Origin of the sequence: Kitasatospora sp. NPDC093806 (assembly GCF_040683335.1) — a bacterium.
Lineage (GTDB): Bacteria > Actinomycetota > Actinomycetes > Streptomycetales > Streptomycetaceae > Kitasatospora.
Window position 1 is genome coordinate 209,289 of the sequence record NZ_JBFBDO010000002.1, and the last position, 20,512, is coordinate 229,800.

15 protein-coding genes and 1 other RNA gene are annotated in these 20,512 nt (G+C 73.7%); 3 read left to right on the plus strand and 13 right to left on the minus strand.

Annotated features, from left to right (window positions below):
* Positions 1-63: 63 nt before the first annotated feature.
* Both AB0N76_RS03275 and AB0N76_RS03280 read right to left on the minus strand, forming a co-directional pair.
* Positions 64-342, minus strand: a complete 279-nt coding sequence (locus tag AB0N76_RS03275; protein ID WP_196947467.1) for a DUF3039 domain-containing protein — start codon at positions 340-342, stop codon at positions 64-66.
* A 72-nt stretch (positions 343-414) separates the two neighbouring features.
* On the minus strand, positions 415-999 hold the full coding sequence (locus AB0N76_RS03280) for a YqgE/AlgH family protein (RefSeq protein WP_363552567.1): 585 nt from the start codon (positions 997-999) through the stop codon (positions 415-417).
* 322 nt (positions 1,000-1,321) lie between these two features.
* Here AB0N76_RS03280 and murA point away from each other — a divergent pair, with 322 nt between their 5' ends.
* Positions 1,322-2,674: a UDP-N-acetylglucosamine 1-carboxyvinyltransferase gene (murA, locus tag AB0N76_RS03285; RefSeq protein ID WP_363552569.1), complete on the plus strand. Its 1,353-nt coding sequence runs from the start codon at positions 1,322-1,324 to the stop codon at positions 2,672-2,674.
* A 78-nt stretch (positions 2,675-2,752) separates the two neighbouring features.
* Here the strand turns inward: murA and AB0N76_RS03290 are convergent, their stop codons facing one another.
* The 8 genes from AB0N76_RS03290 to ftsE form a co-directional block, all read right to left on the minus strand.
* The gene (locus tag AB0N76_RS03290; protein WP_363552571.1) at positions 2,753-3,034 is read right to left on the minus strand and encodes an HU family DNA-binding protein; all 282 of its coding nucleotides are present in this window, start codon (positions 3,032-3,034) and stop codon (positions 2,753-2,755) included.
* A 545-nt stretch (positions 3,035-3,579) separates the two neighbouring features.
* Entirely contained in the window at positions 3,580-5,052 is a 1,473-nt protein-coding gene (locus tag AB0N76_RS03295; RefSeq protein ID WP_363552573.1) for an NAD-dependent malic enzyme, read from the minus strand.
* A gap of 367 nt (positions 5,053-5,419) precedes the next feature.
* The gene (locus tag AB0N76_RS03300) at positions 5,420-7,723 is read right to left on the minus strand and encodes a UvrD-helicase domain-containing protein (RefSeq protein ID WP_363552575.1); all 2,304 of its coding nucleotides are present in this window, start codon (positions 7,721-7,723) and stop codon (positions 5,420-5,422) included.
* 126 nt (positions 7,724-7,849) lie between these two features.
* Positions 7,850-8,231, minus strand: a transfer-messenger RNA (tmRNA) gene (gene ssrA / locus AB0N76_RS03305).
* 86 nt (positions 8,232-8,317) lie between these two features.
* Positions 8,318-8,794, minus strand: a complete 477-nt coding sequence (gene smpB / locus AB0N76_RS03310; RefSeq protein ID WP_350632549.1) for an SsrA-binding protein SmpB — start codon at positions 8,792-8,794, stop codon at positions 8,318-8,320.
* A gap of 57 nt (positions 8,795-8,851) precedes the next feature.
* Positions 8,852-10,000 carry a S41 family peptidase gene (locus AB0N76_RS03315; protein ID WP_363552578.1) on the minus strand — a complete coding sequence of 383 codons (1,149 nt, stop codon included), beginning with the start codon at positions 9,998-10,000 and terminating at the stop codon, positions 8,852-8,854.
* Between the two features lie 113 nt (positions 10,001-10,113).
* Positions 10,114-11,025: a permease-like cell division protein FtsX gene (ftsX, locus tag AB0N76_RS03320; RefSeq protein WP_363552580.1), complete on the minus strand. Its 912-nt coding sequence runs from the start codon at positions 11,023-11,025 to the stop codon at positions 10,114-10,116.
* A 75-nt stretch (positions 11,026-11,100) separates the two neighbouring features.
* Positions 11,101-11,790, minus strand: a complete 690-nt coding sequence (ftsE, locus tag AB0N76_RS03325) for a cell division ATP-binding protein FtsE (RefSeq protein ID WP_148644607.1) — start codon at positions 11,788-11,790, stop codon at positions 11,101-11,103.
* A gap of 349 nt (positions 11,791-12,139) precedes the next feature.
* Here ftsE and AB0N76_RS03330 point away from each other — a divergent pair, with 349 nt between their 5' ends.
* On the plus strand, positions 12,140-12,334 hold the full coding sequence (locus AB0N76_RS03330) for a hypothetical protein (protein ID WP_363552582.1): 195 nt from the start codon (positions 12,140-12,142) through the stop codon (positions 12,332-12,334).
* Between the two features lie 199 nt (positions 12,335-12,533).
* Here the strand turns inward: AB0N76_RS03330 and prfB are convergent, their stop codons facing one another.
* The 3 genes from prfB to AB0N76_RS03345 form a co-directional block, all read right to left on the minus strand.
* Positions 12,534-13,649 (minus strand): peptide chain release factor 2, encoded by a 1,116-nt coding sequence (gene prfB, locus AB0N76_RS03335; protein WP_363552584.1) that lies wholly within the window; start codon positions 13,647-13,649, stop codon positions 12,534-12,536.
* Positions 13,650-13,718: 69 nt separating this feature from the next.
* Positions 13,719-14,978, minus strand: coding sequence for a serine/threonine-protein kinase (locus AB0N76_RS03340; RefSeq protein WP_363552586.1), 1,260 nt, complete (start codon positions 14,976-14,978; stop codon positions 13,719-13,721).
* Positions 14,979-15,172: 194 nt separating this feature from the next.
* Positions 15,173-17,170, minus strand: coding sequence for a serine/threonine-protein kinase (locus AB0N76_RS03345; protein ID WP_363552588.1), 1,998 nt, complete (start codon positions 17,168-17,170; stop codon positions 15,173-15,175).
* Between the two features lie 438 nt (positions 17,171-17,608).
* Here AB0N76_RS03345 and AB0N76_RS03350 point away from each other — a divergent pair, with 438 nt between their 5' ends.
* Positions 17,609-20,467, plus strand: a complete 2,859-nt coding sequence (locus AB0N76_RS03350; protein WP_363552590.1) for an FtsK/SpoIIIE domain-containing protein — start codon at positions 17,609-17,611, stop codon at positions 20,465-20,467.
* Positions 20,468-20,512 lie beyond the last annotated feature (45 nt).

Genomic DNA, 20,512 nt, shown 5'->3' on the forward strand with positions numbered 1-20,512 from the left:
GACCAATTTGCAAAATGGTCCAGACCGGACCGGGAAGCCCCGGACCGGCGCGGCCGACCGGCCCTACTTGTCGTCGCCGTCGCCGCCCTGCGGCTTGCCGATGCCGTCGTAGATCTCCTTGCACATCGGGCAGACCGGGTACTTCTTCGGGTCGCGCCCGGGCACCCACACCTTGCCGCAGAGCGCGACCACGGGGGATCCGGAGAGCGCGCTCTCCATGATCTTGTCCTTCTGGACGTAGTGCGCGAAGCGCTCGTGGTCGCCGTCCCCGTGGGACACCTGGGGGACGGGCTCGACCAGGGTGCCGGTGCCGAGGCCGCGCTCGGGCTCAAGAGTGCTCATGAGTGCCAAGTCTATGGGCGGCTCGCGAAACCGGGCCAGTGTCGCGCGCCCGGCGCCGGCCGCTCCCCCGGCTCAGTTCAGCGTCGGGTCGTCCGGATAGGTGGCCAGCAGCGCCAGCGGACCGCGCTGGCGGCGCAGCACCGAGCGCCAGAGCCGCTCCGGCTCGGGGCTGGAGATGTCCCCCGGCTCGCAGTCCACCAGGTACCAGGCGCCGCTGGTGATCTCCGACTCCAGCTGCCCGGGCGCCCAGCCCGCGTACCCGGCGAAGATCCGCAGCGCGCCGAGCTCACCGGCCAGCACCTCGGGCGGCGCCTCCAGGTCCACCAGGCCGATCGCGCCGTGCACCCGCCGCCAGCCGAGCGGCTCCCCGCTGCCCGGCTCCCCCGGCGCCACCGCCAGGCCGAGCGCCGAGTCCAGCGCCACCGGCCCGCCCTGGAACACCACGGCCGGACGGCCGACCAGCACCCCCCAGCCGTCCAGCACGCTGCCCACCTCGACCGGGGTCGGCCGGTTGAGGACCACACCGAGCGCCCCCTCGGCGTCGTGGTCGAGGAGGAGCACCACCGCCCGGGCGAAGTTCGGGTCGGTGAGCACGGGCGTCGCGACGAGCAAGCGGCCGGTGTGGGACCGGCCTCCGTGCGATTGGGCCGCCGTCATGCCTCACATGATCCCGCAGAATCCCCGCGGTGGAGACCCGAACGCACACCCGCGCGGACACCCGCCCGGCCGGTGGCGGCCGGGGCCGCGCGAACACCCGTACGGACGCGCCGGCGCGCGCCCCGGCCCCCGGGGAGAGCACCATCACGGGAGAGGCTCACGGGAACCACCGGCACGACCACTACCATCTACTGATGGTGGACGCCCCTCTACGGTGCCGACTCGGTCACGCCGGGGGCCCGACGCGCCCGTGATACCGGTCCACCGCATGGCTCGTCGCCGAGCCCGACCCACTCCTCTGGCACCCCGGATTGCGAGAACGATGACCGACGACGTCCTGCTGGTCCACGGCGGAAACCCGCTGGAAGGCGAGATCCGCGTCCGCGGAGCGAAGAACCTGGTCCCCAAGGCCATGGTCGCCGCCCTGCTCGGCCAGGGCCCCAGCAGACTGCGCAACGTCCCGGACATCCGTGACGTCAAGGTGGTCCGCGGACTGCTCCAGCTGCACGGTGTGACCGTGCGCACCGGCGACGAGGAGGGCGAGCTGATCCTCGACCCCTCGCACGTCGAGAGCGCCAACGTCGCGGACATCGACGCGCACGCCGGCTCCTCGCGGATCCCGATCCTGTTCTGCGGCCCGCTGCTGCACCGCCTCGGCCACGCCTTCATCCCCGGCCTCGGCGGCTGCGACATCGGCGGCCGCCCGGTCGACTTCCACTTCGAGGTGCTCCGCCAGTTCGGCGCCACCATCGAGAAGCACCCGCAGGGCACCTACCTGGTCGCCCAGCAGCGGCTGCGCGGCACCAAGATCGAGCTGCCCTACCCCTCGGTCGGCGCGACCGAGCAGGTGCTGCTCACCGCCGTCCTCGCCGAGGGCGTCACCGAGCTGCGCAACGCCGCCATCGAGCCGGAGATCGTCGACCTCATCTGCGTGCTGCAGAAGATGGGCGCGATCATCACGCTGGGCACCGACCGCACCATCCTGATCACCGGTGTGGACGAGCTGAACGGCTACAACCACCGCGCGCTGCCGGACCGCCTGGAGTCCGCCTCCTGGGCCTGCGCGGCGCTGGCCACCAAGGGCGACATCTACGTCCGCGGCGCCCGCCAGCTGGAGATGATGACCTTCCTCAACACCTTCCGGAAGGTCGGTGGCGCCTTCGAGGTGGACGACGAGGGCATCCGGTTCTGGCACCCGGGCGGCGAGCTCAAGGCGATCGCCCTGGAGACCGACGTGCACCCGGGCTTCCAGACCGACTGGCAGCAGCCGCTGGTGGTCGCGCTGACCCAGGCGACCGGCCTGTCCATCGTGCACGAGACGGTGTACGAGTCGCGGCTGGGCTTCACCGGCGCGCTGAACCAGATGGGCGCGCACATCCAGCTGTACCGCGAGTGCCTGGGCGCCACCCCGTGCCGCTTCGGCGCCCGCAACTTCCTGCACTCCGCGGTGGTCTCCGGCCCGTCCAAGCTGATCGGCTCCGAGCTGGTCATCCCGGACCTGCGCGGCGGCTTCTCGTACCTGATCGCGGCGCTGGCGGCCGAGGGCACCTCGACCGTGCACGGCATCGACCTGATCAACCGCGGCTACGAGAACTTCATGGACAAGCTGCGCGACCTCGGCGCCCACGTCGAGCTGCCGAGCGAGCTGCCCAGCGAGGAGCTGGTCGGCGCCTGACCGGCCGACCACCCACACAACGGCGAGAGGCCGGGCCCCCGACGGGGAGCCCGGCCTCTCGGCCGTTCAAGGGGTGGTTCAGGCGCCCTTGGCGGCTTCCTTCAGCTTGGAACCGGCGCTGACCTTGGCGCTGTAGCCCTCGGCGATCTGGATCGGCTCGCCGGTCTGCGGGTTGCGCGCGGTGCGGGCGGCGCGGAAGGTGCGCTCGAAGGTCAGGAAACCGGGGATGGTGACCTTCTCGTCGCCCTTGGCGACAACCTCGCCGACGATCTCGGCGAAGGCGGCCAGAACGGCGTCGGCGTCCTTGCGGGTCACCTCGGCGCGCTCGGACAGCGCGGCCACCAGCTCACTGCGGTTCATGTGTACTCCTGTGGTCTGTTCGCTTGCGGTGTGCGGGGGCCCATCGGTGCTCCCACCGGGGGCACCCGGATGGGCCGCAGGTCCGCACACTGTGCTCATGCAGGCAATGCGTGGTCGCGAGCCGGGTCCGCACCCAATGCCGCGCGCCGTGCCTTCGAAGGCCCGCCTGCCTGCCCGGATACGAATCCTGCCCCGACCGGCCCCGAGAAAGCCAATCGGGCCCCGGCGGAACGACCCGAACAGCGCCCGCCCGCCGGAGGTGTGACGCTCCGTCGGCTCCGGCGGACCGGGCGCGGGCGGCGGTCGGGACGACGCGCCGGAAGACCAGGGGGACGTTCCGTACTTGTCGGACACGCCTGCCCCGTGCAGGGCTACCGTACGCCCTAGGTCCGACAAGCCCAAACACGCCCCTCGCCCTTGTGTCGCAAGGGTTCGGGGCGGGATTGGGAGGGTAAGGTCGCTATTCGGTCATTTGACCGATCCGCGACCCGGGGCGCAGCCGGGTCGCGACCCGGACCGGCCGGTCCGGGTCCGAGCTCAAGGGCTCAGAGCTTGACGACGGGGAACGCCGCGGTGTCGAGCGTGCCGACGATGCCCGGGGTCGGCCGGGACGGCACCGGGGCCTCCGAGGCGGCGGCCAGGGCGGCCTCCCGGACGGCGGCGGCGACGGTCTTGGCGACGTCCTTGTGGAAGACGCTCGGGATGATGTAGTTCGGGTTGCGCTCGCCGTCGCCGACGGTGGCGGCCAGCGCCCGGGCGGCGGCGATCATCATCTCGGTGTTGACCGTCCGGCTCTGCGCGTCCAGCAGACCGCGGAAGACGCCGGGGAAGACCAGCACGTTGTTGATCTGGTTCGGGAAGTCGCTGCGGCCGGTGGCGACCACGGCGGCGGTCTGCCGGGCGATCGCCGGGTCGACCTCCGGGTCCGGGTTGGCCAGCGCGAACACGATCGAGTCGGGCGCCATGGTGGCCAGGTCGTCGCCGTCCAGCACGTTCGGGGCCGAGACGCCGATGAAGACGTCGGCGCCGGCCACGGCCTCCTTGAGGCTGCCGGTGCGGCCCGAGCGGTTGGTGTGCTCGGCGATCCAGCGCAGGCTGTCGTTGAGGTCGTCGCGGCCCTCGTGGACCACGCCCCGCACGTCCGCGACGGTGGCGTGCTCGACGCCGGCCGCCATCAGCAGCTTGAGGATCGCGGTACCGGCGGCGCCGGCGCCCGACATCACCACCCGGATGTCGCCGATCTCCTTGCCGACCACCTTGAGCGCGTTGGTGAGCGCCGCCAGCACCACGATCGCGGTGCCGTGCTGGTCGTCGTGGAAGACCGGGATGTCCAGGGCCTCGCGCAGCCGGGCCTCGATCTCGAAGCAGCGCGGCGCGGAGATGTCCTCCAGGTTGATGCCCGCGAAGCCGGGGGCGATCGCCTTGACGATGGCCACGATCTCGTCGGTGTCCTGGGTGTCCAGGCAGATCGGCCAGGCGTCGATGCCGGCGAAGCGCTTGAACAGGGCCGCCTTGCCCTCCATGACCGGCAGCGCGGCGGCGGGGCCGATGTTGCCCAGGCCCAGCACCGCGGAGCCGTCGGTGACCACCGCGACGCTGTTGCGCTTGATGGTGAGGCGGCGGGCGTCCTCGGGGTTCTCCGCGATCGCCATGCAGACCCGGGCGACACCCGGGGTGTAGATCATCGAGAGGTCGTCACGGTTGCGGATCGGCAGCTTCGAGGACATCTCGATCTTGCCGCCGAGGTGCATCAGGAAGGTCCGGTCCGAGACCTTGCCGATCGCCACCCCGTCGATCGCCCGGAGCTTCTCGACGATCTCCTCGCCGTGGGCGACCGAGGAGGCCGCCACCGTGACGTCGATCCGCAGCGCCTCCAGGCCGGAGGCCGTGACGTCGAGGCCGGTCACCGAGCCGCCGGAGGACTCCACCGCCGTGGTGATCGCGCTGACCGCGTTGCCTCTGGCCGGAACCTCCAGCCGCACCGTGATCGAGTTCGAGACACTGGGCACCGTCGCCATCGACGTTCCTTCTTCCGTCCGTCCGTCCGCGAGGTTCAACATTTTGTTGAAGTCCCTCGCCTGCGCATGCTAGACCTCGATCGTCGCACCTACCAGGGCGTAGCCAGAAATAACGTTCATTGAGTGTGCGGACCCGACAACTTCTTGCCTCCGGCGCCCGATGCGTTACATTGGACGGGACACCGGCTCGATCCAAGCCCCCGGGCCCAACCTTCGTCCCTTCGAGGGACCACTTGCCGCGAGGCGAGCATGGCGGGTCGGTGTCGTAGCTTCTGAAGGCCCCTCACCCATCCGGGTGAGGGGCCTTCGTCATGCTCCGTGGTCGTGCCCGGTACGGCCGGCCCGGGCGGGCCGGCCGTACGCACCGTCAGTCGCGCAGCAGCGCGGGCACGCCCGCCGCGTCCGGCAGGTCGTCCGGGCCGGACAGCACGGTCAGCCGCTGGGTCGCCCGGGTCAGCGCCACGTACAGCACCCGCAGGCCCGCCTCCGACTCGCCGGCGATCCCGGTCGGATCGGCCACCACGGTCGCGTCGTACTCCAGGCCCTTGGCCTCCAGGCTGCCCAGCGCCACCACGCGCCCGCCCAGCCCCTCGGCCCAGCCCGCCGCCTCGGCCCGGCGGTCCATCGGGACCACCACCGCCACCGTGCCGTCCACCTCGCCCAGCAGCCGCTCCAGCTCGACCCGGGCGGCCGCGCCGAACGCCTCCGGCGAGGGGTCGGCGACGGCCGCGAACCGCGGCTCGACGCCCACGTGCCGCACCGCGCTCGGCGACGGCGTGCCCGGCGCGGCCAGCGCCAGCACCTTGGCCGCCACCTCGGCGATCTCGGCCGGGTTCCGGTAGTTCACGGTCAGCGTGTAGCGGCGGCGCGGCTTGCCGGACAGCACCTCGTCCAGCGCGGCCTGCGCCTCCTGCGGGAACGGCCAGGAGGACTGCGCCGGGTCGCCGACGATGGTCCAGGTGGCCATCCGGGACCGGCGGCCGATCATCCGCCACTGCATCGGGGTGAGGTCCTGCGCCTCGTCGACGATCACGTGCGCGTACTCGGTGCGCTCCACCGGCACCCGCTCGCGCTGCCGGGAGTTGCGGTCGGCGAAGGTGGTCACCTCGTCCAGACCGGACAGCAGGTCCACCGCGTCCACCTCGCGGACCTTCTTGCGGACCGGCTCGCCGAGCAGCACCTGGAGCTCGTCCACCAGCGCCACGTCGTGCGCCGACAGCGCGCCCTCGCCCTGCTCGGACAGGTGCCGCCAGGAGTCGGCCAGCAGCCGCGCCTCGTCCGGGGTGACGGCGCGGCGGGCGATCCGGTTGGTGTGCCGGGGGCGCTTCAGCGTGCCGAGCACCCGGCGCGGGGTGACCGCCGGCCACCAGGCGTCCAGGAAGTCCAGGAACGGCGCCTCGTCCGAGACGTACTCGTCGAAGGACTCCTTCTCCTCCTGGCGCTGCTCCCGGGCGTAGTGGTCGGTCGGCTTGGGCAGGTGGCGGCTGAGCTCCTGCCAGAGCGCGTCCAGCAGCAGCCGGCGGGCGCGCGGGCGGAGCAGGTTCAGCGGGGTGCCGCCGGAGCCGATCACGTTGCCGCGCACCGTCTTGAGCCGGCCGGCGTCCAGCCGCAGCACCTCGCCGCGGGCGACCACCTTCAGCTCCTGCGGCGCGCCCAGCTCCAGCGCGGCCCGGGCGGCCCGGCGCAGCAGCTGCGTCATCCGGGCCGAGCCCTTGACCCGGGCGGCCTCCGGGGTGTCGTAGGTGCCCGCCTCGATGCCGTCGACCAGCGAGCCGACGGCGCGGATCGCCACCTGGCCCTCCTCGCCGAGCGAGGGCAGCACGCCCTCGGTGTAGGAGACCAGCAGCGCGGTCGGCGAGACCACCAGGATGCCCCCGGCGTACCGGCGGCGGTCCTGGTAGAGCAGGAACGCGGCGCGGTGCAGCGCGACGGCGGTCTTCCCGGTGCCGGGGCCGCCGGTGACGAGGGTGGCGCCGGCCGCGGCGGCGCGGATCACCTCGTCCTGCTCCTTCTGGATGGAGGAGACGATGTCGCGCATCGAGTGGCTGCGGGCGCGGCCGAGCGAGGCCATCAGCGCGCCGTCGCCGACGACGGCCAGCTCCGCGCCGTCCAGGGTGGGGGTGAGGTCGGGGCGCAGCAGGTCGTCCTCGACCCCGATCACCTTGCGGCCCTTGGAGCGGATCACCCGGCGCCGGATGACCCGGCCGGGCTCCAGCGGGGTGGACCGGTAGAACGGCGCGGCGGCGGGCGCCCGCCAGTCGATCACCAGCGGGCCGTACTCGGCGTCCAGCACGCCGAGCCGGCCGATGTGCAGGGTCTCGGCGACGGCCGGGTCGGCCGGGTCGAGCGGGGTGTTCGAGGGGATGCCGTGCTCCTCCGGCGCGTCGGCCTGCTGGAGGTCGATCCGGCCGAACAGGAAGTCCTCGAACTCGTTGTTGAGCCGCTGGAGGTGGGCGCCGGCGCGGTACACCTGGGCGTCGCGCTCGGCGAGCGCGCCGGGGGTGCCGACGTGCACGCGCTTGGCGGCGTCCTCCAGGATGTACTCGGCCTCGGCGAGCTTCTCCTCGAGCCGGTGGTAGACGGTGTCGAGGTGCTGCTGCTCACCGGCGATCTCGCGCTCGCGCACGGTCTCGTGGTCGATGGCGGGGGTGGTGTCCGTGTTGCTCTGCATGGCCTCGGTGGTTGCGACGGTATCCGGCTCCGGAACGAGCGGACGAACGATCCTACGCCCCGGCCGGTGACAACGTGAAGGCCGCCCTCCGCTATGCGGTGGACGGCCTTCACTGTGAACATGGGGTGGTGGAGATGCCGGGAATCGAACCCGGGTCCAGTGGAGTGGATTCAGGACTTCTCCGAGCGCAGTCCGCTGTGATTTTCTCGGCCCTGGCGGTCACGCGGACAAGCCGCCAACAGGCCCAGCTGCTGTTTGATTTCCCATCCACCCCCGCAGCCCGGGCGGACGGTTGAGTTCCCTAGATTATGCCAGGGTCCGGGTCGGGAACTCCCCGGTCTGACACCCAAGCGCTATCGGTGCTTATTAGGCAGCGAGAGCGAACTGCTGGGAATCGCTCTTAGAGTTGGCGATTATTTGTTTGCGACACGTGGTTAACGAGATCATTGCCGCGTTCCTCGGCTCGCTTCTCCTGTTTCGACGTCCCCTGTCGAAACCGATCATCCCCATGTTTTTTTGAGAAACAGCAGGACGGTGACCGTCCGTGTTGCTGGCGCCATAGTACGCGAGGCGACCGGCGGGGGTCCAGCCGATTTAACCCTGGCGTCGCCGCGCCGCCGCCACCGCGCGGGCCGTCTCGCGGGTGTCCTGCTTCTCGCGCAGGGTCTGGCGCTTGTCGTACAGCTTCTTGCCGACGGCGAGGGCGAGTTCGAGCTTGACCCGGCCGTCCTTGAAGTACAGCGAGAGCGGGACGAGGGTGTGGCCGGCGTCCCGGACCTTCGTCTCGATCTTGTGGATCTCCATCCGGTGCAGCAGCAGCTTGCGCTTGCGCCGCGCCGCGTGGTTGGTCCACGTCCCCTGGGTGTACTCGGGGATGAAGACGTTGTCGATCCACGCCTCGTGGTTCTGGATGTACGCGTAGCCGTCGACCAGGTTGGCCCGCCCCTCGCGCAGCGACTTGACCTCGGTGCCGGTGAGCACGAGACCGCACTCGTAGGTGTCGAGGATCGTGTACTCGTGCCGCGCCTTCTTGTTCTGCGCGATCAGCTTGTGTCCCGTTTCCTTTGCCATAACGCGGTCATTCTCGCATCCCGGGCCGCCGGCGAGCAGCCCCTTTACGCCCGCGTCCTACGCCCGGGTGCCGAGCCCCGCCAGCACCCGCAGGGCGAGCGCGGCGGCGTCCTCGGACGGCCCGGCGGGCACGTCCGGGGTCAGCCCGGAGCCCTCCGGGGAGCGGCCGGCCGGGGTGTAGTAGCGGCCGACGGTCAGCTCCAGCACCGCGCCGTCGGCGAGCCGGCTGGGCTGCTGCACGGTGCCCTTGCCGAAGGTGCGGGCGCCGACCACCACCGCCCGGCTGCGGTCCTGCAGGGCGCCGGTGAGCAGTTCGGCGGCGCTCATCGTGCCGCCGTCGACCAGCACCACCAGCGGGGTGCGCTGGTCGCCGCCGGCCGGGGCGGTCAGCTCCCGGACGCCGCCGCGGTCCTGGTACGAGCCGACCGGGCCGCCGTCCAGGAAGATCCCGGCGGTGTCGGCGGCCTCCTCGACCAGCCCGCCGGAGTTGCCGCGCAGGTCGAGCACCACCCCGGCGCGCGCGTCCCGCGCGGCGGCGCGCACCTGCTCGGCCACGCCGCTGGTGAAGGCCCGGACGGCGATCCGGACCACGCCGCCCGCCAGGTGCTCGACGGTCACCTGCTGGCTGTCCAGCAGCGCCCGGTGCAGCCGGACCTCGCGGACCTCGCCCTCGCCGCGCTGCACCGCCAGGGTGACCTCGGAGCCGACCTGCCGCTCGCCGCCCTCGCGCCCGCGCAGCCGGGCGACCACCTCGGTGACCGGCAGCCGGTCGGCCTGGTCCGCGCCGATCCGCAGCAGCCGGTCGCCGGCCGCGATCCCGGCGGCGGCGGCCGGACCGGCGGGCTGCACCTGGGAGACCGCGGTGACGCCGTCCTGGCCGCGGCCGACCGACAGGCCCACGCCGAGGTAGCGGCCGCCCAGGCCCTGGCTGAACTCGGCGTACTCCTGGGCGCTGTAGTAGGCGCCCCAGCGGTCGCCGGTCGCGCCGATCAGGTGCTCGGCCTGCTGCTCGGAGAGGTCGGCGCCGGCCGGGTCCTGCCCGGCCCCGAGCGGCGCGGCGGCGGCCGGGGCGGCGTCCGCCGACGGCGGGCGCGGCGTCGTGCCCGGCTCCCCCCAGGCGCCGGTGGCGGCACCGGCCAGCAGGACCACGCCGAACACCAGGCTGAGGGTGGCCACCTGACGTGCCGCGCGCGGAGTTACTGGCATGGCATCGGAGTGTAGGCGCAGCGCGGAGCGCGCCGGGCCGGAACGGTCGACGGCGGAACGCCGGCGGCCCCGGACGGCACTGCGCCGTCCGGGGCCGCCGGGGTGCTCCGGGGTCAGACCTTCAGATACTTCCGCAGGGTGAAGAAGGCCGCGATGCCGGCCATCCCCATACCGACCACGACCAGCAGCGGTATCACCGCCAGCACCGAGCCGAGGCCGATGAAGTGGATGAACTGGACCCGGTCGGCCAGCCAGCCCTGGACGAAGAAGTGCCCGCCGAGCAGCAGGCCGGAGGCCATCACCGCGCCGAGCAGCGCGGAGAACGCGGCCTCGGCGATGAACGGCATCTGCACGTAGAAGTTCGAGGCACCGACCAGGCGCATGATGCCGGTTTCGCGCCGCCTGCTGTACGCCGACACCCGGACGGTGTTGACGATCAGCAGCAGGGCGACGAAGAGCATCAGCACCATGATCACGAAGGCCGCCGTCTGGAGGCCGTTCAGCAGGCCGAAGAGGTTCTCCAGGATCTTCCGCTGGTCCTCGACCGACTTGACGCCGGGCTTGCCGGCGAAGGCGCTCTGGATGACGTCGTACTTGGTCGGGTCCTTCAGCTTCACCCGCCAGGACTGCGGGATGGCCTCCGGGCCGAGGACGGAGATGAGCGGGTTGTCCGGGTTCATCTCCTTCCAGTGCTTGTACGCCTCGGCGGAGTCCTCGAAGGTCGAGGACTGGACCACCGAGTCCATCTTGTCCAACTGGGTCTTGATGTCGGCGATCTGCTGGTCGGTCGCCGCGCCCTTGTCGCACTGCGGCGAGTTGCGGGCGTCCGACTTGGTGCAGAAGTAGATGCTCACCTCGACCTTGTCGTACCAGTACCCCTTCATGGAGTTCACCTGGTCGCGGACCAGGAGGGAGGCACCGGCGAGGGCGAGGGAGAGCGCGACGCTGACGACGACGGCGATGGTCATCGTCAGGTTGCGGCGGAGACCCACACCGATCTCCGACAGGACGAACTGGGCGCGCATGCGTTCAACAACTCCAGGGTCGGTACTGCTGGTCGGGCGAGGCGGGCGGGCGGCCCACGGGTCAGCGCTGGTGGATCAGTGCTGGTAGCCGTAGACGCCGCGGGCCTGGTCGCGGACCAGCAGCCCCTTGTCGAGCTCGATGACGCGCTTGCGCATCTGGTCGACGATGGCCTGGTCGTGGGTGGCCATCAGCACGGTGGTGCCGGTGCGGTTGATGCGGTCGAGCAGCTTCATGATGCCGACCGAGTTCTGCGGGTCGAGGTTGCCGGTGGGCTCGTCCGCGATCAGCAGCATCGGGCGGTTCACGAACGCCCGGGCGATCGCCACGCGCTGCTGCTCACCACCGGAGAGCTCGCCGGGCATGCGGTCCTCCTTGCCGCCGAGGCCGACCAGGTCGAGCACCTCGGGCACCACCTTGTTGATGGCGCTCTTCGGCTTGCCGATGACCTCCAGCGCGAACGCGACGTTCTGCGCGACCGTCTTGTTCGGCAGCAGCCGGAAGTCCTGGAAGACGGTGCCCAGCTGGCGGCGCATGTGCGGCACCTTCCAGTTGGACAGCTTGCCCAGGTCCTTGCCCAGCACGTGCACCTCGCCGGTGGAGGGGCGCTCCTCGCGCAGGCACAGCCGCAGGAAGGTGGACTTGCCCGAGCCGGACGAGCCGACCAGGAAGACGAACTCGCCCTTCTCGATCTCCAGCGAGACGTTGTCCAGGGCGGGACGGTTCTGCTTGGGATAGGTCTTGGAGACGTTGTCGAATCTGATCACGGCTGCATCACGGAGGCCATCCTAGGCGGCGCCAGTCCTCGGTCGGTCCGCCCCTCGGCTTGCCCGGCCCGGGGCGGGCGAGGGGAGCGGACGGCCGCTCCCGGCTTGGGACCATACGCGAAGCGGCCGTCGGCCCGCAGTCCCGGACCGCGACGACGGCGGGAAACTGGGGGAGAATGTCCGGCTATGCCCTGAAAATTGGGAGCCATCTCACAGCCCGGGGGCCGGAACGCCCGGAACCTGGCAGAGTGGAGGGTGCGGTCGGGGTTGACCGCTCCCCCGCACAGGGCAAGAACAGGAACCAAGGCCCGGTCCGGTGCGTTGGCTGTAGCAGCGAGGAGGAGATCGCATGACCTGCGACCATCTGGTGTGCGCCAACTGCAACGGCCGCGTGAGCGAGGGCCGCTGCCCGACCTGCCGCGCGACCCGGGCCCGGCTGCAGGAGCAGCAGAGCCCGTTCGCCGCACTCTCCCCCGCGATGCTGCTGGCCGTGCTGGCCGGACTGCTCGCGGTGGCGCTGATCGCGCGGCAGGCGCTGGCCTGAGCGGCCGGAACCACGAGGAAGGCCCCCGACCGGACACCGGTCGGGGGCCTTCCTCGTTCCGCCCGGGCTCGTTCTGCCCGGGCGGCCGCGCGGATCGTGCCCGCGCGGCCGGGCGACTACTGCGCGGCGGTCTCGCGCTGCTTGCGCCAGCCGATGCCGGCCTCGATGCTGTGCTTGATGTTCGTCGAGGCCGGCATCCTCACGCCTGGTTCGCGGTTTCCCGCTGCTTCCTCCATCGGATGCCGGCCTCGATGAAGCCGTCGATGTCACCGTCCAGCACGGCCTGCGGGTTGCCGGCCTCGAACGCGGTCCGGACGTCCTTCACCATCTGGTACGGGTGCAGCACGTAGGAGCGCATCTGGTTGCCCCAGGAGCTGCCGCTGTCCTTGAGCGCGTCCATCGCCGCCTTCTCCTCCTGGCGGCGCCGCTCCAGCAGCTTGGCCTGGAGGACGTTCATCGCGGACGCCTTGTTCTGGATCTGCGAGCGCTCGTTCTGGCAGGACACCACGATGCCGGTCGGGATGTGCGTGATGCGCACCGCCGAGTCGGTGGTGTTGACGCCCTGGCCGCCGGGGCCGGAGGCGCGGTACACGTCGATCCGCAGCTCGCCCTCGTCGATGTCGACGTGGTCGGACTGCTCGACGACCGGGAGCACCTCGACACCGGCGAACGAGGTCTGCCGGCGGCCCTGGTTGTCGAACGGGGAGATGCGGACCAGGCGGTGCGTGCCCTGCTCGACCGAGAGGGTGCCGTAGGCGTACGGGGCCTTGACGGTGAAGGTCGCGGACTTGATGCCGGCCTCCTCCGCGTACGAGGTGTCGTACACCTCGGTCGGGTACCCGTGCCGTTCGGCCCAGCGCAGGTACATGCGCATCAGCTGCTCGGCGAAGTCGGCGGCGTCGACGCCACCGGCCTCGGCGCGGATGTTGATCAGCGCCTCGCGGGCGTCGTACTCGCCGGACAGGAGAGTACGCACCTCGAGTTCCTCGACCGCCTTCTGCAGGGCGACGAGCTCGGACTCGGCCTCGGCGCGGGTGTCCGCGTCATCCTCGGCCTCGGCCAGCTCGAACAGCACGCCCAGGTCGTCGATGCGGCCGCGGAGGCCCTCGACCCGGCGCAGTTCGCCCTGGAGGAAGGAGAGCCGGCTGGTCACCTTCTGCGCGTTCGCGACGTCGTCCCACAGGGTGGGGGCGGCTGCCTCCTCCTCCAGGACCGCGATGTCGGCCCGGATCTTGTCCAGGTCGAGGACGGCCTCGATCGACCCCATGGTCGTATCGAGGTTCTTGAGCTCTTCGGAAGGATCGACGGCTGCCACGCCCCCAGGGTAATGGTTCCCGGGGGCCTACTGACGACCCCGGGGGCGTCCGGCCTCCGGAACCCGCTGTTACGGCGCCCGCGGCGCGGTCGAGACGGTGCTCGGGCGGGGGCCCGGACGGGAGTCCGGGGCGGTGGCCGCGAAGGCGGTCCAGGCCGCGGCGGCGCCGGCCAGCAGCAGCACCACGGCCAGCAGCACGGCCAGCATCCGGCGGCGGCGCAGCAGCGCCTGGCGGTCCCGGCGGTGGGCCGCGCCCGGGGCGGTCCGCTGGGCCCGCGATTCGGCGGCGTACGAGGCCAGCTCGTGCGCGGAGGGGCGGCGCAGGCTGGTGTGGGTGTCCCGGGTGGAGTCCGGGGCGACGCCGGGGACCAGCGGGACGGCCGGGCCGCGCCGGCGCTTGTGGGTGCCGGGGGCGGCGTCCACCTCGGCGTACACCGCCTCGCCCGGGGTGAGCTGCTCCTCGGCCGGCGGCCGGCCCTGCTGCGGGACGGCGAGCACCGGCAGCCCGGCGAGGGCCGGCAGTTGCTCGCGCAGCCGGGCGGCCAGCTCGGCGGCGCGCAGCCGGGAGGCCGGGGCCTTGGCCAGACACTCGGCGATGATCCGCCACAGGCCGTCGGGCAGGCCGGGGATCGGCGGCACCTGCTCGGTGACGTGCCGGCGCAGCACCGCCCCGGTGTGGCCGCCGCCGAACGGGGTGAAGCCGGCCAGCAGCTCGTACAGCACGGTGGCGAGGGCGTAGATGTCGACGGCGGCGCGCGGTTCCAGGCCCTCGATGATCTCGGGGGCGAGGTAGTCGGGGGTGCCGATGATCCGGGTGGCGCGGGTCCGGCGCGGGGCGTCGACCAGCCGGGCCACCCCGAAGTCGGTCAGCTTGGCGCGCGGGGCGCCGCCGGGGCCGGGGGCGGCGGCGAGGTCGAGCAGGACGTTCTCCGGCTTGACGTCGCGGTGCACGATCCCGGCCGCGTGCGCGGCGGCCAGGCCGTCGGCGACGTCCGCGATGACCGAGGCGGCGGTCTGCGGGGGCAGCGCGCCGTCCCGCTCCAGCCGGGAGCGCAGGTCGGTGCCCTGGACCAGCTCCATGACGAGGGCGAGGTCGCTGCCGTCCACCACCATGTCGCGCACGCCGACCACCCGGGGGTGGTCGAGGCTGGTCAGCGCGGCGCGTTCCTGGACGAAGCGGCCGACCAGCACCTGGTCGGCGGCCAGGTCCTCGCGGAGCAGCTTGACCGCGACCGGGCCGTCCGGGCCCTCACCGAGCCAGACCGTCCCGGCCGAGCCCCGGCCGATCACCTGGTGGACGGTGTAGCGGCTGCCGATCTTGCGTGCCAATGCTGCTCCGTGGGCGGCGGGAGCGCTCCGGGAGGGTCCGGTGGCGCTCGGTGGGGCGGGACAACAGCGACCAACCTACGCGCCCGGGCGCCCTCCGCGGGGCGCCTGAGCCCGCTCGCCGGGCAGGGAGCGGCAAGAAATCTCGGGAATTGTCGACAAAGCGTCAATCCCGTTGTCCGCTGCCGCTCCCCCGGTCATTTCTTCGAGTCGACGGCGCTCGTCACCCAGTCCTTGACGCTGGTGAACCAGTCCTGCACGTTCGCCCAGTACTCCGGGAGCGGGGTGAAGTTCCACAGCGCCACCGCGGCCAGGGTCAGCACCAGCAGGACCATCAGGCAGCCCTTGAGGCAGCCCAGGCCCGGGATGTACATCCGGTTGCGGCTGCGCGGGCGCGGCTCGCGGCGCTCCCGGGGCGCCTCGCGGGGCGGCTCGGCCCGGCGCTGCGGGGGCTCGCGGTGCTGCGGCGCGGGCGGCTCGGCCCGGCGCGGGGCGGCCGGCGGGGCCGATCTCGGCGGGGCGGCCGGCGGCGCGGCGGGCTGCCGGCCCGCGGGCTGCGGCGCGGGCGGCGCCGCGCGGTAGCCGGCCGCCGACTGCGGGCGGCCCTGCGGCTGCCCGTACGGTGGCGCGGGCTGCGGGGGCTGGTTGTAGCCGCCGGGCGGCTGCGGACGGCCGCCACCGGGCTGCTGGCCGCCCGGACCGCCCTGGCCTCCCTGACCGGCCTGGTAGGGCGGCGGGGCGACCGGCGGGCGCTGGGCGTAGCCGGGCGGCGGGGGCTGCCGGTAGCCGCCCTGGGCCTGCTGCCCCGGCTGCTGGTAGCCGGGCTGCTGGTAGCCCTGCGGGTGGCCGCCGTGCTGGCCGGGCTGGCCGCCGTGCGGCGGCTGGGCCGCCTGGAACGGCGGCGGGGCGACCGGCGGGGCCTCGAAGTCCTCGGGCTCGAAGTAGCCGATCTCGGTCTGCTGGTTGCGGTCCCGGGCGGCGCGCAGCTGGGTCTGCCACGGGTGCGGCGCCTCGGCCTGCGGCGGACCGGGCGGGCCGGCCGGCGGCGGAGGCGTGGCGACCGGCGGCATCAGCCGGGTCGCGGCGGCCGGGTCGTACGGCGGCGGCTGGGTGCCCATCACCCGGGTGGCGGCCGCCGGGTCGTACCCGCCGGGCTGGCCGGGGGCGCCGGCCGGGAGCACCTGGGTGCGGTCCTCGGCGCCGAACCCCGCGGGCCCGCCGGACAGCGCGCCGTCCGTCAGCCCGGGCACGCCCACCGGGGCGCCCGGCACGGCGGTCGGCTGCGGGTCCGGCAGCAGCAGCGCGCCGACGGCCAGCGCCGCGTCCACCGCCGCCGGGGAGGCGTGCACGCCCACCCCGGCCGCGACCACCCGCAGCGCCCGGGCCAGCGAGACCGCGCTCGGCCGCTGCGCCGGGTCCTTGCGCAGGCAGCGCTCGATCACCGTCCAGAGCGGCTCGGGCATGGTGGACGGCCGCTGCGGCTCCTGGGCGAGGTGCGCCTGGAGGATGGCCAGCGGGTTGTCGCCCTGGAACGGCTGGCGGCCGGTGACCAGCTCGTACAGCATGATCCCGGCGCCGTAGACGTCCACCGCGGAGGTCTGCGGGCGGCCCTCGGCCGACTCCGGCGCGACGTACGCGGGGGTGCCGACGAACTCGTGGCTGCGGGTGATGCCCGGGGAGTCGGCGAGCCGGGCGATGCCGAAGTCGGTCAGCATCGGGTGCATCTGCTCGACGCCGTCCAGCACGGCGGTGGCGAGCAGCACGTTGGCCGGCTTGAGGTCGCGGTGGACGATCCCGTCGACGTGGCTGGCGGCCAGCGCGTCGGCCACCTGGGCCATCAGCAGGGCGCCCGCGATCGGGCTGAACGGGCCGTTGCCGCGCAGGTAGCGGGCCAGGTCGGGGCCGTCGATGAGGTCCATCACCAGGGCCAGCAGCTCGCCCTCGACGACCAGGTCGCGGACCTTGACGATGTTCGGGTGGGTGAGCCGCACCAGCACCGAGCGCTCGCGCAGGAAGCGCATCACCACGTCCGGGTCGGCGGCGAGCTCCTCGCGCAGGACCTTGACCGCCACCGGCTGCCCCGGCGCGATGCCGGGCACCTCGACGTCGGCGCGGACCAGGCCGCGCCAGACGGTGCCGGTGGCCCCCCGTCCGAGGGTCTCCTCCAGCAGATACTTGCTGCCGACTGGCCGCACCTGTCGCACTCCTCGCCGTGCCGCCCGCGCGGGGCGCTCCTCCGCCGGTGCGGTGAGCCTGCCGGGCCCGTGTTTCCGGCCACTCTAACGGGGACCGTTCACGTTTTTGAGGCGACCGGCAGGGGCGCCTCCGCGGGTTGGGGACATCCCCTAGGGAAGGACCCGGAGGGCCCGCGAACGGTTCCCGCAGGCTCCGACGGGAAGGCTGCGGGCAGCCTTCGCAGGTGGCGGTTGACCTGACCCTCCGTCGCCTCGCAACATGGCGATGATCGCAAGATCGTCAAATCCGGTACGGTGCGCGGACTGTCCGTGACGGATGGCAGGATGACACTCGCCACTCTTGTGGCCCAAGCGGTGTCCCGGCCACCCCGACCCACCCCGCGGCGGCCCGAGGCAGCGGCACAAGGCGTCACACCAGCAGAAGGGACCGCGGGCGAGATGCAGATCCGGCTGACCGTCCTCCGACCGCGCAGCGGCCCGGCAGCCGCCGGCTCCGCCATCCCCTACGTGGACGTGCTGGTCACCGCCCCCGTCGGCACGGCGCTCGGCGCACTCGCCGGCGCGTTGGCGGGCGCCGTCGGCGTGCGCGGGCCACGGGCCGCCACCCACGTGCACCTGTACGCCGGGGCGCACCGGGTGGACGAACACACCCTCCTCGGCCACCCCCCGCTGCTCGACGGCGCCGTCCTCTCCCTCAACGAGCCCGACCCGACCGCCGACGACCCCGACGACACCCCGGCCGCCGCCGAGCTGCGCGTGGTCGGCGGCCCCGACGCCGGCGGCGTGCACCGCCTGCACGGCCGGGAGATCCGGGTCGGCCGCTCCGGCGAGGCCGACGTCCCGGTCGACGACCCCGACGTCTCCCGGCTCCACCTCGCCCTGCACCTCGCCGACGACGGCACCGTGACCGTCCGCGACCTTGGCTCCACCAACGGCACCACCGTCGACGGCCGGATCGTCCCGCCCGGACCGCCCGAGGAGGCCGTCCCGCTCGACGGCACCGGACTGCTCCGGATCGGCGAGACCACCCTGCGGGTCACCGGCCCGGAAACCCGGGACGGCTCCGGGGCGCCCGCCCGCGCCGCGCTCCCCGACGGCCACGGCCACCTCCAGCTCGCCGCCCCGGCCCCGGTCCGGCCCGCCCCGCCCACCGTCGAACCGCCCGCCGCCCCCGAACCGCCCGCAGGCCGCGGCCGCGGCCTGCTCTCGCTGCGGCTCGGCCGCGCCACCGCCGAACCCCCCGGCCAGGAGAGCGCCGAGCGCCACCACGCCGCCGTCCGCACCCGGCAGGCCGCCGCCCAGCGCGAACGCTGGCCCGATCTCGCCACCCTGCTGCTCAACGCGCTCGGCCCCGGCCCCCGGCTCTGGGAGCGCGGCCCCGGCCACCCCGACGCGCTCACCCTGCGCCTCGGCACCGCCGACCGCCCCGGCGGCCCCGGCACCTCCCCCGGCACCGTGCTGCCCGCCGTCCCGGTCACCCTCGACCTGCAGACCGCCGGCAGCCTCGGCCTGAGCGGCCCGCGCGAACGCCTCGACGCGCTCACCCGCGCCGTCGTCGCCCAGCTCGCCGCCCTGCACCCGCCGACCGGGCTCAGCCTGGTCGTGGTCGACGCCGACCCGGCCCGCCCCCCGCAGGACCGCGCCGACACCTGGGCCTGGGCCCTCTGGCTGCCCCACCTGCGCCCCACCGACGGCCAGGACTGCCGGCTGCTGCTCGGCCTCGACGACGACCAGGCCACCGCCCGGCTCACCGAACTCACCAGCCGGCTCAGCGGCCCGATCGGCCTCGGCGGCCACCCCAGCACCGTCGTCGTGGTCGACGGCCGCCCCACCACCGAGGCCGCCCGGCAGGCCCTCGACCTGCTGCTGCGCCAGGGCCCCGCGGTCGGCATCTTCCCGATCTGCCTCGCCGAACAGCCCGAGCTGCTGCCCCGCGGCCTCGGCGCCACCGCGCTGATCACCGGCGAGGTCGGCACCCAGCTCTCGCTCGACCGGCCCAGCCCCATCGCCCGGGGCCGGGAAACCCTGTACGAGGTCTCGCTGGACGCCGTCTCGGACGCCTGGGCCGAGCGCCTCGCCCGCCTCCTCGCCCCGCTGCGCGAGGCCACCCCGGCCGCCCGCGGCCCGCTGCCGGACGCGCTGCGCCTGCTCGACCTGCTCCAGCTGGACACCGTCACCCCGGCCAAGCTCTCCGCCCGCTGGGCCGCCCACGCCGGCGGCATCGGCGCCGCCACCGCCCTGCTCGGCACCACCCGCGACGAGCTCTGCACCCTCGACCTCGCCGACCCGGAGCTCACCCTCCCCTCCCCCGACCCCGGCGGCCCGCACCTGCTGGTCGGCGGCGCGCGCGGCTCCGGCAAGACCGAGCTGCTGCGCACCCTGATCGCCTCGCTCGCCGTCTCCGAGCGCCCCGAGCGCCTCGGCGTCACCATCGTCGAGGGCCGGGCGACCGAGGACGACCTCGCCGGGTGCACCGAACTGCCGCACGTCACCGGCCTGGTCAACGCGGCCACCGACCCGCGCGGCGCGCTGCTCGCCGCCGAGGCGCTGGAGGACGAGCTGGCGCTGCGCGAGCGGCTCTTCGACGGGCTGGACTTCGCCTCCTGGCACGCCACCCGGATCCTGGACGCGGGCCTGGACGCGGAGGTCCCGTCCGTCCCGGCGGTCCCCGTCCTCCCGGTCCCGGCCACCGTCGGCGGCCCCGCGGCGCCCGCCGTCGCCAAGATCGTCCAGCCGCGCAGCCCCGAGGCCCCGGCAAAGGCGCCCGCCGCCCCCGCTCCCACCGGCCCCTGTCCGGCCCGCCTGGTCGTCGTGGTCGACGACTACGACGCGCTGCTCTCCCCCACCTCCCCGGCCGGCCGCCCGCTGGCCCGCGCCCTGGCCGCCGTCGCCCGGCGCGGCGGACCGCTCGGCGTCCACCTGGTGGTGACCACCGGGCGCCCCGAGGAGAGCGCGGGCACCGAGGTCGACGAGGCCGCCCTGCTGCGGATCGCCCTGCGCACCGACGACCCGGCCGACTCCGACCTGCTCATCCACCTCGGCGACGCCGCCGCCCTGCCCGAGTCCACCCCCGGCCGCGGCTACCTGCGGCTGCCGGACGGCGGTGTGACGGCGTTCCAGACCGCCCGGATCAGCGGCCGCATCCCGCGCACCGCCACCCTGCGGCCCACCGTCGTCGCCATAGACCCGCTGACCCTCGGCGCCCCGCCCGCCCGCCGCCCGGTCCGCGAACTCGGCAACGGCCCCACCGACCTGGCCCTCCTCGCCAGCGCCCTCCAACGCGCCGCGGCCCGCTAGGCGCACGCCGAAACGGCTGTGGGGCCCGCTTCCACCGGGCCCCAC